General features: G+C 45.6%; 13 protein-coding genes and 1 pseudogene. 13 read left to right on the top strand and 1 reads right to left on the bottom strand.

The genetic code is table 11. The features are described 5' to 3' along the window. Positions 1 to 119 precede the first annotated feature (119 nt). From cymR to MY9_RS13570, 8 genes are all read left to right on the top strand, one after another. Positions 120 to 536 carry a cysteine metabolism transcriptional regulator CymR gene (gene cymR / locus MY9_RS13605; RefSeq protein WP_003225879.1) on the top strand — a complete coding sequence of 139 codons (417 nt, stop codon included), beginning with the start codon at positions 120 to 122 and terminating at the stop codon, positions 534 to 536. Positions 537 to 554: 18 nt separating this feature from the next. Next, positions 555 to 1,697: a cysteine desulfurase family protein gene (locus tag MY9_RS13600; RefSeq protein WP_014664801.1), complete on the top strand. Its 1,143-nt coding sequence runs from the start codon at positions 555 to 557 to the stop codon at positions 1,695 to 1,697. A 27-nt stretch (positions 1,698 to 1,724) separates the two neighbouring features. After that, entirely contained in the window at positions 1,725 to 2,840 is a 1,116-nt protein-coding gene (mnmA, locus tag MY9_RS13595; RefSeq protein WP_004398509.1) for a tRNA 2-thiouridine(34) synthase MnmA, read from the top strand. An 85-nt stretch (positions 2,841 to 2,925) separates the two neighbouring features. Then, positions 2,926 to 3,546 carry a tetratricopeptide repeat protein gene (locus MY9_RS13590; RefSeq protein ID WP_206696623.1) on the top strand — a complete coding sequence of 207 codons (621 nt, stop codon included), beginning with the start codon at positions 2,926 to 2,928 and terminating at the stop codon, positions 3,544 to 3,546. Positions 3,547 to 3,570: 24 nt separating this feature from the next. Further along, a complete protein-coding gene (gene recD2, locus MY9_RS13585; RefSeq protein WP_014664799.1) occupies positions 3,571 to 5,967 on the top strand; it encodes an SF1B family DNA helicase RecD2 in 2,397 nt (798 codons plus the stop codon). A 56-nt stretch (positions 5,968 to 6,023) separates the two neighbouring features. After that, positions 6,024 to 6,548, top strand: a complete 525-nt coding sequence (locus MY9_RS13580; RefSeq protein WP_081483633.1) for a PRC-barrel domain-containing protein — start codon at positions 6,024 to 6,026, stop codon at positions 6,546 to 6,548. An 11-nt stretch (positions 6,549 to 6,559) separates the two neighbouring features. Beyond that, on the top strand, positions 6,560 to 6,751 hold the full coding sequence (locus tag MY9_RS13575; RefSeq protein ID WP_003225893.1) for a hypothetical protein: 192 nt from the start codon (positions 6,560 to 6,562) through the stop codon (positions 6,749 to 6,751). 21 nt (positions 6,752 to 6,772) lie between these two features. Next, entirely contained in the window at positions 6,773 to 6,904 is a 132-nt protein-coding gene (locus tag MY9_RS13570; protein WP_014664797.1) for a DUF3918 family protein, read from the top strand. 34 nt (positions 6,905 to 6,938) lie between these two features. On the opposite strand, the pseudogene MY9_RS21955 reads toward MY9_RS13570, so the two are convergent. After that, positions 6,939 to 7,219 (bottom strand): annotated as a pseudogene (locus tag MY9_RS21955) (amino acid ABC transporter permease); the annotation flags it as partial. A gap of 102 nt (positions 7,220 to 7,321) precedes the next feature. Between MY9_RS21955 and MY9_RS13560 the strand changes: the two are divergent. The 5 genes from MY9_RS13560 to MY9_RS13540 all read left to right on the top strand — a co-directional run bounded on the left by MY9_RS13560 (position 7,322) and on the right by MY9_RS13540 (position 12,423). Then, positions 7,322 to 8,383, top strand: coding sequence for an AI-2E family transporter (locus MY9_RS13560; protein WP_014664795.1), 1,062 nt, complete (start codon positions 7,322 to 7,324; stop codon positions 8,381 to 8,383). 329 nt (positions 8,384 to 8,712) lie between these two features. Further along, positions 8,713 to 11,349 (top strand): alanine--tRNA ligase, encoded by a 2,637-nt coding sequence (gene alaS, locus MY9_RS13555; RefSeq protein WP_014664794.1) that lies wholly within the window; start codon positions 8,713 to 8,715, stop codon positions 11,347 to 11,349. Between the two features lie 84 nt (positions 11,350 to 11,433). Next, positions 11,434 to 11,700 (top strand): IreB family regulatory phosphoprotein, encoded by a 267-nt coding sequence (locus MY9_RS13550; RefSeq protein ID WP_003225903.1) that lies wholly within the window; start codon positions 11,434 to 11,436, stop codon positions 11,698 to 11,700. Between the two features lie 7 nt (positions 11,701 to 11,707). Then, on the top strand, positions 11,708 to 12,124 hold the full coding sequence (ruvX, locus tag MY9_RS13545) for a Holliday junction resolvase RuvX (RefSeq protein WP_003229795.1): 417 nt from the start codon (positions 11,708 to 11,710) through the stop codon (positions 12,122 to 12,124). Positions 12,125 to 12,141: 17 nt separating this feature from the next. Further along, the gene (locus MY9_RS13540; protein ID WP_014664792.1) at positions 12,142 to 12,423 is read left to right on the top strand and encodes a DUF1292 domain-containing protein; all 282 of its coding nucleotides are present in this window, start codon (positions 12,142 to 12,144) and stop codon (positions 12,421 to 12,423) included. The last annotated feature ends 27 nt before the right edge of the window (positions 12,424 to 12,450 follow it).

Raw genomic sequence — 12,450 nt, 5'->3', positions numbered from 1 at the left:
TGAAAATTCGCTGAAGGTATGTTATAATAACAGTTGGTCTATTAGATAATAAACGGACGAAACATATAGAAATTACCATTATAAATGTGAAAAATCATGAAATAACAGAGGTGTTCATGTTGAAAATATCAACTAAGGGAAGATACGGGCTCACCATTATGATCGAGCTTGCAAAAAAGCATGGTGAGGGCCCGACTTCATTAAAAAGCATCGCACAGACGAATAATTTGTCCGAGCATTATTTGGAGCAGCTGGTATCGCCGCTCCGTAATGCCGGTTTAGTGAAAAGCATCAGAGGCGCATATGGCGGATATGTATTAGGCAGTGAGCCGGATGCCATTACGGCGGGAGATATTATCCGTGTGCTAGAGGGGCCGATCAGCCCTGTTGAAGTGCTGGAAGATGAGGAGCCTGCCAAGCGTGAACTTTGGATTCGCATCCGAGACGCTGTAAAAGAGGTTTTAGACAGTACAACATTAGAGGATCTTGCCAGCTATACAGACGGAGAGCAAGAAGCTTATATGTTCTATATTTAGATCAGAGGTGTAAACATTATGGAACGGATTTATTTAGATCATGCCGCAACATCTCCGATGGATGAGCGCGTGCTGGAAAAAATGATACCGCATTTCTCAGGCAGTTTCGGTAATCCATCCAGTATTCACTCATTTGGCAGAGAATCTCGAAAATGGGTGGATGAAGCAAGAGCGCAGATCGCAGCAGAAATCGGAGCGGCAGAGCAGGAGATCATTTTTACAAGCGGGGGCACGGAAGCTGATAACTTGGCGATTATGGGAACCGCGCTTGCAAGAAAAGATCTGGGCAGACATATCATCACGACAAAAATTGAACATCATGCTGTGCTTCACACATGTGAAAAACTTGAGGAAGACGGATTTGACATAACGTATCTGGACGTTGACCAAAATGGAAGAGTCAGTGCAAAACAGGTGAAAGAAGCACTGCGTGATGATACAATCCTTGTGACAGTGATGTATGGAAATAATGAAGTCGGAACAGTGCAGCCGATCGATGAAATCGGTGAGCTGCTGAAGGAACACAAAGCGTATTTTCATACCGATGCTGTTCAGGCGTTCGGGTTGCTGCCAATTGATGTGAAAAACAGCCATATTGATCTTCTGTCTGTTTCCGGGCACAAGCTCAACGGGCCAAAAGGGACAGGCTTTTTATATGCGAGTAAAGATGTGAAGCTTTCACCGCTATTATTCGGAGGAGAGCAAGAAAGAAAACGCCGTGCTGGAACAGAAAATGTTCCGGGCATTGTCGGGCTGAAAGAAGCGATTAAGCTGTCAAGTGAAGAACGGGACGAAAAAAACGAGAAGTATCAATCGTTTAAAGCAATCTTTGCCGACACGCTTAAAGATGCAGGTGTGGCATTCGAGATCAACGGGGACAAAGAGCATAGTCTGCCGCATGTTCTGAATCTTTATTTCCCCGGTGTGTCAGTGGAAGCGCTGCTGGTCAATCTTGATATGGCGGGTGTCGCTGTCTCAAGCGGTTCAGCGTGCACGGCCGGTTCAGTCCTGCCGTCACATGTTCTGACTGCTATGTTCGGAGAAGAGAGTGACAGGCTGACGTCCTCTATTCGAATCAGCTTCGGCCTCGGCAATACGGCTGAGCAAGTGAAAACTGCTGCCAAACATGTGGCCGACGTTGTCAAACGACTGACACAATAAGGCGGCTTAGTTATTGGAGTGAATGAAATGGAAAAACGGCCGGAGGATACAAGAGTCGTCGTCGGCATGTCCGGCGGAGTAGACTCATCTGTGGCGGCCCTGCTGTTAAAAGAACAGGGCTATGATGTAATCGGAATCTTTATGAAAAACTGGGATGACACGGACGAAAACGGTTTTTGCACGGCGACAGAGGATTATGAAGATGTGATCCGCGTCTGCAACCAAATCGGAATCCCGTATTATGCCGTAAACTTTGAAAAGCAATATTATGAGAAAGTATTTCAATACTTCCTTGATGAATATAAAGCAGGCAGAACACCAAACCCGGATGTACTGTGCAACAAAGAAATTAAATTCAAGGCATTTTTGGAGCACGCATTGTCACTTGGCGCCGACTATTTGGCGACTGGCCACTATGCAAGAGTAGACAGAAGCGGCGGAAAAGTCAGAATGCTGCGCGGCATTGATGAAAACAAGGATCAAACGTACTTCTTGAATCAGCTGACAGAAGATACGCTGAGCAAAGTCATGTTCCCGATCGGCGAACTTCAAAAAAGCCGTGTGCGTGAAATCGCCAAAGAAGCAGAACTTGCAACGGCGACGAAAAAAGACAGTACAGGCATCTGCTTTATCGGCGAGCGTAACTTTAAAACGTTTCTCAGCCAATATCTCCCTGCACAGCCGGGCGATATGATGACGATGGACGGCGAAGTTAAAGGCCGCCACGACGGGTTGATGTACTACACGATCGGACAGCGTCACGGCCTTGGCATCGGCGGAAGCGGCGAGCCGTGGTTTGCGGTAGGGAAAGATCTTGAAAAGAACATCCTCTACGTAGATCAAGGGTTCCATAACCCGCTTTTATATTCCGACAAAATCACAGCAACAAATATCAGCTGGGTACGTTCGGATATCATGAAGGGCGAAGAGATTTCCTGCACGGCTAAATTCCGTTACCGCCAAGAAGATCATAAAGTGACGGTGCGCATGACTGGCGAAGGTGAAGCGGAAGTCATCTTTGATGAACAAGTCAGAGCTGTAACGCCGGGACAAGCCGTTGTCTTCTATGACGGTGAAGAATGCCTTGGCGGCGGGACAATTGATGATGTGTACAAAGACGGAACAAAATTGTGGTACGTATAAAAGATGAGAAACCTCAACACTGAGTTGGGGTTTTTTAGTGAAAGGAAGATGATCGGTGGATTATAATCAACTCGGTATAGAGGCGATGCAGGAAGGCGATTACGAGAAAGCGGCAGAGGCATTTACAAAAGCGATTGAAGAAAATAAAGAAGACGCGATTCCGTATATCAATTTTGCCAACCTGCTTTCATCCGTAAACGAGCTGGAACGTGCGCTTGCGTTTTATGATAAAGCGCTAGAATTAGACAATAGCGCAGCCACTGCTTATTATGGAGCAGGAAATGTCTATGTTGTAAAAGAAATGTACAAAGAAGCGAAAGACATGTTTGAAAAAGCGCTTCGTGCGGGGATGGAAAACGGCGACCTGTTTTACATGCTCGGAACGGTTCTTGTCAAGCTCGAACAGCCTAAGCTTGCACTGCCATATTTACAAAGAGCGGTTGAGCTGAATGAAAACGATACGGAAGCACGCTTTCAATTCGGGATGTGCTTAGCCAATGAGGGCATGCTGGACGAAGCGCTCAGCCAGTTCTCAGCTGTAACAGAGCAAGATCCCGGGCATGCAGATGCATTTTATAATGCCGGTGTCGCTTATGCTTATAAAGAAAACCGAGAAAAAGCGCTGGAAATGCTGGACAAGGCGATCGATATCCAGCCAGATCATATGCTTGCGCTTCATGCTAAAAAACTGATCGACCCATCATAATAGGCACAGGAGGAGGGAAAGCTCGTGCAGCAGCATCCGGATCAGCTTAAACTGGAGGAAGAGCCCTATTTAAAAGGGACAGTTAACACAGTCATCTATCATAATGACACCAATTTATATACGGTTCTGAAAGTGAAAGTCACAGAGACCTCCGAAGCCATAGAAGATAAAGCCGTATCCGTGACGGGCTACTTCCCTGCGCTTCAAGAAGAAGAGACCTACACGTTTTACGGAAAGATCGTAACACACCCGAAATTCGGGCTCCAATTTCAAGCGGAGCATTTCAAAAAAGAGATACCGACGACTAAGGAAGGCATTATACAATATTTATCGAGTGATTTATTCGAGGGAATCGGCAAAAAAACAGCTGAAGAAATTGTGAAAAAGCTGGGCGACAGCGCCATTAACAAAATATTGGCTGACGCTTCAGTGCTTTATGATGTTCCGAGGCTCTCAAAAAAGAAAGCAGACACGCTGGCCGGTGCCTTGCAGCGGCATCAGGGGCTGGAGCAAATCATGATTTCCCTGAACCAGTTTGGCTTTGGCCCGCAGCTGTCCATGAAAATCTATCAAGCCTATGAATCCGAGACGCTTGAAAAGATTCAAGAAAATCCTTATCAGCTTGTGAAGGACGTAGAAGGCATCGGGTTTGGAAAAGCGGATGAGCTGGGCGGCAGAATGGGTCTTTCGGGTAATCATCCTGAGCGGGTAAAAGCTGCGATTCTGTACACGCTTGAAACGACTTGTCTGTCAGAGGGGCACACGTACATAGAAACGGAGCAGCTGATCATCGATACCCAATCACTGTTAAACCAGTCAGCAAAGGAAGATCAGCGCATCACAGAAATGGATGCCGCTAACGCGATTATTGCTCTTGGAGAAAATAAAGACATTGTCATAGAAGATGGACGCTGTTATTTTCCATCGCTGTTTTACGCTGAACAAAATGTTGCTAAGCGAGTGAAACATATCGCAAGCCAAACTGAATATGATGACCAGTTTCCCGAATCAGAGTTTTTGCTCGCTTTGGGGGAATTGGAAGAACGGATGAACGTTCAGTATGCCCCCAGCCAGAAAGAAGCGATTCAAAAAGCTCTTTCCTCGCCGATGCTTCTTTTAACAGGCGGCCCAGGAACAGGGAAAACGACGGTTATCAGAGGGATTGTCGAGCTCTACGGAGAGCTTCACGGTGTGTCACTAGACCCGTCAGCTTATAAAAAGGATGAAGCTTTTCCGATTGTTTTGGCCGCTCCGACAGGGAGAGCAGCAAAACGAATGAGTGAATCAACGGGACTTCCTGCAGTCACGATACACAGGCTGCTTGGCTGGAACGGTGCTGAAGGCTTTACTCATACAGAGGATCAGCCGATCGAAGGGAAGCTGTTAATTATCGATGAAGCCAGTATGCTTGATATATGGCTGGCGAATCATTTGTTCAAGGCGATCCCTGATCATATCCAAATCATCATTGTCGGAGACGAAGACCAGTTGCCTTCTGTAGGTCCGGGCCAAGTGCTGAGAGACCTACTGGCATCCCAGGTGATTCCCACGGTGAGACTGACAGACATCTACCGCCAGGCTGAGGGGTCATCAATCGTCGAGCTTGCCCACCAGATGAAAAATGGATTGCTGCCGAACAATTTGACTGCCCCCACAAAGGACCGATCCTTTATTCGCTGCGGAGGCTCGCAAATTAAAGAAGTTGTTGAAAAAGTTGTCGCCAATGCATTGAAAAAAGGCTATACGGCAAAGGACATTCAGGTCCTCGCTCCGATGTACAGAGGAAAAGCTGGCATCAATGAGTTGAATGTGATGCTGCAGGACATTTTAAATCCTCCTAAAGAAAAACGGAGAGAATTGAAGTTCGGGGATGTTGTCTACAGAACCGGAGATAAAATTTTGCAGCTTGTCAATCAGCCGGAAAACAATGTATTCAACGGAGATATTGGCGAAATTACGTCGATATTTTATGCAAAGGAAAATACAGAAAAAGAAGACATGGCCGTCGTTTCTTTTGATGGCAATGAAATGACGTTTACGAAAAAAGATTTTAATCAATTTACCCATGCGTATTGCTGTTCTATTCATAAATCGCAGGGAAGTGAATTTCCGATTGTGGTTTTGCCTGTTGTGAAAGGCTACTATAGAATGCTCAGAAGAAACCTTCTTTATACCGCGATTACAAGAGCGAAGAAATTTCTCATTTTATGCGGGGAAGAGGAGGCGCTGGAGTGGGGCGTGAAAAATAATGATGCAACTGTCAGACAGACCTCCTTAAAAAACAGGCTGTCCGTACAGGTTGAGGAAATGGATGCCGAGCTTGAGGCTCTCCAAAAAGAGCTCCCATTCAGCGTACACGACGCCAACATTGGCATGGAAGGCATTACACCATTTGATTTTATGAAAGAAGAACAGCTGTAAACATGCTCCCGTGTAAGCGGGAGTTTTTTCATTTGCAGTGGAATTGATTTCATCGTATGAGTCTAAGGCGCAAAGCAAAACCTAAGCCTGTTCAACAAAAGGTGGTTGATCACACTTTGAGAACATGCCATGAAGTAGAAGGATTCCCAGTATACTCAGAACGAACTTCTTGTTATCTCGGGACAATTTCTGATATTTGTTTTTCTCTGCAGGGAGATTGTCTCGGGTTTATTCTTGCACAAAAACGGTTTTTGCATCATCATCATGCGCTATTACGGGCGTGTGATATCTCTTCCGTTCTTGATGACCGCATATTGGCTTCGGTCAGTTCAGAACAGCTTCTGCCTCTTCCGAAATCATGCTTCACATACGAACAGATGAAAATGAAGCTTGTGAAATCGCAAGAGGGGGATATATTGGGGATGCTGGAAGATGTATACTTTTGTTTGGACAGGGGCATAATCGTAGCATATGAACTCTCGGACGGTTTCTTTTCTGACCTGGCGGGAAGCAAGCGCCAGATCCAAAGAGCGGATTCGCTTGTCGAGGTGCGGAAAGACGAGATCGTTCTGAACGGATAGAGGTGTGAGATATGCTTATATGCCCGAATTGCAAAAGTAAGGATATCGGGAAAATCGGCGTGAACCAATATTATTGCTGGGGCTGTTTTATTGAGCTGACTGTGGCGAAAGGGAAAATTGCAACTCATCAGGTGGAAGAAGACGGAACGTTAAGCAGCTTGGATGATTTGTTTTCTGAGGATGAACGCAGCATCAATTTTTAATCATGAAAGGAGATGCGCAGGATGAATCGGACGATGACTTCTCTTTTGGCAATGGGAGCCGGAGCTCTCGTGTACCGAATGGCGACTCAATCTGACATGCTGAATAATCGAAGCATGAAGCGGATGAGAAGAAGAATGATGAAAATGTTTTAATGCAAAAAGGATACTCTCTAAAGAGTATCCTTTTCTATGTTTGCCGTGCCTCAAGGCGCCTTGCTGCGATTGAAAGGAAGTAATTGACTGCCACATACATAAGTGCCGTAAGTAAAAAGATCGAAAAAAATAACCACCGTCTGATCAGTTCGGGCAGAGCAATCACAACAGCAAGCGATGTATCTAATGGGCGGAACCATGCAGCGAAGCGCTTGCGGCATGAAAAGAACAAAGTCAGTGTAGCTCAGCCCGGTGGAACACGACGCTTCTATCAGCCGCTTCTGTAATTTCAGATAGCATAGCGGATTTAAAAACACACTAAACGATCTGAAAAAATGTCCACAACTTATGACTGGCTGAAAACATAAAAGAATAATTCTGTGTAAACCTCAAAAGATATAGGTGAGGTGAAAGCAGATGCTTCAAAAACCGGTGCAGCTTTTGTTATGGGTGGCCATTTGTTTGCTGGTTCTGTTAACAGTCTACGTCTTTTTTATGCTTGATATGTTATGGACACCCTTTTGGTACGTCATAAAAACGATCTTTATTCCTTTGATTATTTCCATTTTTATATCTTATTTATTGCTTCCGGTCACGGAATGGCTGCATGGCAAAGGATTGCCTAGGACTTTGAGCATCTTGGTGATTTATGTTCTTTTTTTTGGCGGGATTGGCTGGGCGCTGTATAAGGGGGTGCCTGTTCTCATCGTGCAGCTGACGGAGTTGTCAGAAAATATACCGATGTTTGCCGAAACGTATAACGGGCTCCTTCTTCATGTGCATAATCATACGGATGATTGGCCTGATGGTATGCATCACCGTATAGATAAAATGATCAGCCAGGCGGAGGCGTTTTTTGCTGGAACGATCGAGGGTGCGATCAGCGGAATCCGAAACGTGCTTGATTATTTCTTAATTGCGGCAACGATCCCTTTTCTTGTGTTTTATATGGTAAAGGACATTGAGCTAATGAAAAAGACGGTATGGTACCTGACTCCGAAGTCGTGGAGAAAGCGAGGCAGCGCCTTTTTGCGCGATGTGGATGACTCTCTTGGAGATTACATCCGCGGGCAGCTTTTGGTCTGCTTGATTCTCGGCGTGATTGCCGGCTTTACGTTCTGGGTATTTGGGCTTCCGTATCCGCTGATACTCGGCCTTATCTCTGGGATCACGAATGTCATTCCGTATTTTGGCCCTTTCATTGGAGCTGTTCCTGCATTGTTAATTGCGATGACAATCTCAGTGAAGGCGGTTCTTGTTGTGGTGATTACGGTGTTTATTCTGCAGTTTATGGAAGGCAATATCCTTAGTCCGTTCATTGTCGGCAGAAGCCTTAAAATGCATCCGGTCGTAATCATGCTTGCGCTCCTCGCCGGAGGGGAGCTTGCGGGAATCGTCGGGATGATTCTGGCTGTTCCTGCGACGGCTGTTTTAAAAGTGATGATGATCCATTTTTTGCGGATGAGGACAGAGCATTGACATTGGCGTGCCGCTTGTCTATAATTTCTCGTAGAATACATACGAATCTCGAGTGACGGATCTGAGTACGCCGAAGCCCTGTTAAAGAGAGAAGCTCCATAAGCTGAAAGGAGCTTTAGCAGAAGATCGGAGGAAGCTAATCCTGAGTGCAGTTAATCACTGCCGCACATCCTGCGTTACAGGGTTTAAGGTGACGGGCGAATGAAGCCCGTAATCAGGGTGGTACCGCGAGACAGCTCTCGTCCCTGTGTAAACGTTGGTTTGCATAGGGGGAGGGCTTTTTTGCTGTCACTGAAGAGAATTTCGATTTTTATAGAGGAGGAAATACAATGAAACACTTAACTTCTGCGGAAGTGCGTCAAATGTTTTTGGATTTCTTTAAAGAAAAAGGGCATGCGGTAGAGCCAAGCGCGTCATTAGTGCCTCATGAGGATCCCTCACTGCTTTGGATCAACAGCGGTGTTGCGACGCTGAAAAAATATTTTGACGGCCGTGTTGTTCCGGAAAATCCAAGAATCGTAAACGCTCAAAAAGCGATCAGAACAAACGATATAGAAAACGTAGGTAAAACTGCGCGCCATCATACTTTCTTTGAAATGCTCGGAAACTTTTCCATCGGCGATTATTTTAAAGAAGAAGCCATTACATGGGCTTGGGAGTTTTTAACGAGCGATAAGTGGATCGGCTTCGACAAAGAACTTCTCTCAGTTACGGTTCATCCTGAGGATGAAGAAGCGTATGAGTTTTGGGCGAAAAAAATCGGTATTCCTGAAGAAAGAATCATCCGTCTGGAAGGGAACTTCTGGGATATCGGTGAAGGGCCGAGCGGACCGAACACGGAGATTTTCTACGACCGCGGTGAAGCATATGGTAATGATCCAGAAGATCCGGAGCTTTACCCAGGCGGAGAAAACGACCGTTACTTAGAAGTATGGAACCTTGTATTCTCAGAGTTCAACCATAATCCTGACGGCACGTACACACCGCTTCCGAAAAAGAACATTGATACAGGCATGGGACTTGAAAGAATGGTATCTGTCATCCAGAATGTTCCGACAAACTTTGATACTGATTTGTTTGTTCCGATCATCAAAGCAACAGAATCGATTTCTGGTGAAACATACGGCAAAGACAATGTGAAGGACACTGCGTTTAAAGTGATTGCCGACCATATCAGAACAGTTGCCTTTGCTGTCAGTGACGGGGCGCTGCCGTCAAATGAAGGCCGCGGCTATGTATTAAGACGCTTATTGCGCCGTGCCGTCCGTTATGCCAAAACGATCAACATCCACCGTCCGTTCATGTTTGATTTAGTGCCGGTTGTCGCAGAAATCATGGCTGATTTCTATCCTGAAGTGAAAGAAAAAGCGGATTTCATCGCAAAAGTCATTAAAACCGAGGAAGAACGGTTCCATGAGACTCTTAATGAAGGGCTTGCGATCCTGTCAGAAATGATCAAAAAAGAAAAAGACAAGGGCAGCAGCGTCATCTCAGGTGCTGATGTGTTTAAACTGTATGATACGTATGGATTCCCTGTTGAACTGACTGAAGAATACGCAGAAGACGAGAACATGACGGTTGACCATGAAGGCTTTGAGGAAGAAATGAACCAGCAGCGTGAACGGGCAAGAAACGCCCGCCAGGATGTCGGCAGCATGCAGGTGCAGGGCGGCGCATTGCGCGACGTGACCGATGAAAGTACATTTGTCGGCTATTCTCAAACCAAAGCTGATGCCAATGTCATTGTGCTTCTTCAGTACGGCCAATTAATCGAAGAGGCTCATGAAGGCGAAAGCATTCAATTCATTCTTGATGAAACACCGTTCTATGCAGAAAGCGGAGGTCAAATCGGCGACAAAGGCTATCTCCGCAGCGAGCAGGCAGTTGTGAGAATTAAAGATGTCCAAAAAGCGCCGAACGGCCAGCATGTGCATGAAGGTGTTGTGGAGAGCGGTACTGTTCAAAAAGGCTTGCATGTTACTGCTGAAGTTGAAGACCATATGAGAAGCGGCGTCATTAAAAACCACACAGCAACGCATTTATTGCATCAGGCTCTAAAAGATGTTCTTGGAACTCATGTCAATCAGGCGGGCTCTCTTGTAACTGAAAACCGTCTTCGTTTTGACTTCTCACACTTTGGCCAAGTGACAAAAGAAGAGCTTGACCAAATTGAAAGAATCGTAAACGAAAAAATTTGGGCGAGCATCCCGGTCAATATTGATTTGAAACCGATCGCTGAGGCAAAAGAAATGGGTGCGATGGCTCTGTTCGGCGAAAAATATGGCGATATTGTCCGTGTCGTTCAAGTTGGGGATTACAGTTTAGAGCTGTGCGGCGGCTGCCATGTCAGAAATACAGCAGAAATCGGCTTGTTTAAAATCGTTTCTGAATCTGGAATCGGGGCAGGCACAAGACGGATTGAAGCTGTGACGGGGCAAGGCGCTTACGTCGAAATGAACAGCCAGATTTCTGTATTGAAGCAGACTGCTGACGAGCTGAAAACAAATATCAAAGAGGTGCCGAAACGGGTCGCGGCTCTGCAGGCTGAGCTGAAGGAAGCACAAAGAGAAAATGAATCTCTTCTTGCGAAACTAGGCAATGTGGAAGCAGGAGCGATCCTGTCGAAAGTAAAAGAAGTTGGCGGCGTAAACGTGCTTGCGGAAAAAGTTAATGCAAAAGACATGAACCATCTCCGCACAATGGTTGATGAACTCAAAGCAAAGATTGGCTCTGCGGTGATTGTGCTTGGTGCGGTACAAAACGATAAAGTAAATATTTCTGCCGGAGTCACAAAGGACCTTATTGAGAAAGGCCTTCATGCCGGCAAGCTGGTTAAACAAGCTGCGGAAGTTTGCGGCGGAGGCGGCGGAGGCCGTCCGGACATGGCGCAGGCAGGCGGCAAACAGCCGGAAAAACTAGAAGAAGCTTTGGCTTCTGTAGAAGATTGGGTGAAATCCGTTTTATAATTCGCCCATGTAGTGTAGAATGATGGTAAGATTAGGACCCCAGGCTGAACTTTGCCTGCGAATTTGGGAAAGAGGTGCAAAACGGTGAGCTCGTTTGATAAAACGATGAAATTTAATTTCTCCGATGATTCTGCTGAGACTAACGTAAATGAGGTGCTGATTACTGTGTATGACGCGCTTCAGGAAAAGGGCTACAATCCAATCAACCAGATTGTCGGATACTTGCTGTCAGGTGATCCCGCTTATATTCCTAGGCATCGTGACGCTCGCAATTTAATTCGCAAACTTGAAAGAGACGAATTAATCGAGGAATTGGTGAAGTCTTATTTAGAACAGCATAAAGAGGCGTAAATAAAGAATGAGAATATTAGGACTCGATTTAGGAACCAAAACACTCGGTGTAGCTCTGAGCGATGAAATGGGCTGGACTGCTCAAGGCATTGAGACCATAAAGATAAATGAAGCGGAAGGCGATTATGGTTTATCTCGTTTATCTGAGCTGATAAAGGACTATACTATAGATAAAATCGTGCTCGGCTTTCCTAAGAACATGAACGGAACAGTCGGCCCGAGAGGCGAAGCCAGCCAAACATTTGCTAAAGTGCTTGAAACAACGTACAATGTTCCTGTTGTGCTGTGGGACGAGCGTCTTACCACAATGGCGGCTGAAAAAATGCTGATTGCAGCTGACGTAAGCAGGCAAAAACGAAAAAAAGTCATTGATAAGATGGCGGCTGTCATGATTTTACAAGGATATCTCGACAGCTTAAATTAAAGCCAGAGGTGAAAAAAATGGAACACGGCGAAAAAAATATTACAATTGTTGACGAGCAAGGAAATGAACAGCTTTGTGAAGTGCTGTTTACATTTGAAAACGAAGAGTTTGGCAAGTCTTATGTATTGTACTACCCAATCGAATCAAAAGATGACGAAGAAGTAGAAATTCTTGCTTCCAGCTTCACGCCAAACGAAGACGGTGAAAACGGTGAGCTATTCCCGATTGAAACTGACGAAGAATGGGATATGATCGAAGAAACACTAAACACATTCCTAGCGGACGAAGACGAAGAATAAGTCATCGTGCCAAACCAAAGCCGGAGC

It is taken from the genome of Bacillus sp. JS, from assembly GCF_000259365.1.
GTDB lineage: Bacteria > Bacillota > Bacilli > Bacillales > Bacillaceae > Bacillus > Bacillus stercoris.
Note: the sequence above shows the minus strand (reverse complement) of the source record. Positions and strands in the feature narration are given on the sequence as shown.

Bases quoted from the DNA above. Each gene is read 5' to 3' on its own strand.
- MY9_RS13600 (WP_014664801.1), top strand. From the start codon at position 555: ATGGAACGGATTTATTTAGATCATGCCGCAACATCTCCGATGGATGAG.
- mnmA (WP_004398509.1), top strand. From the start codon at position 1,725: ATGGAAAAACGGCCGGAGGATACAAGAGTCGTCGTCGGCATGTCCGGC.
- MY9_RS13590 (WP_206696623.1), top strand. From the start codon at position 2,926: ATGCAGGAAGGCGATTACGAGAAAGCGGCAGAGGCATTTACAAAAGCG.
- MY9_RS13580 (WP_081483633.1), top strand. From the start codon at position 6,024: ATGAGTCTAAGGCGCAAAGCAAAACCTAAGCCTGTTCAACAAAAGGTG.
- MY9_RS13575 (WP_003225893.1), top strand. From the start codon at position 6,560: ATGCTTATATGCCCGAATTGCAAAAGTAAGGATATCGGGAAAATCGGC.
- MY9_RS13570 (WP_014664797.1), top strand. From the start codon at position 6,773: ATGAATCGGACGATGACTTCTCTTTTGGCAATGGGAGCCGGAGCTCTC.
- MY9_RS13560 (WP_014664795.1), top strand. From the start codon at position 7,322: ATGCTTCAAAAACCGGTGCAGCTTTTGTTATGGGTGGCCATTTGTTTG.
- alaS (WP_014664794.1), top strand. From the start codon at position 8,713: ATGAAACACTTAACTTCTGCGGAAGTGCGTCAAATGTTTTTGGATTTC.
- ruvX (WP_003229795.1), top strand. From the start codon at position 11,708: ATGAGAATATTAGGACTCGATTTAGGAACCAAAACACTCGGTGTAGCT.
- MY9_RS13540 (WP_014664792.1), top strand. From the start codon at position 12,142: ATGGAACACGGCGAAAAAAATATTACAATTGTTGACGAGCAAGGAAAT.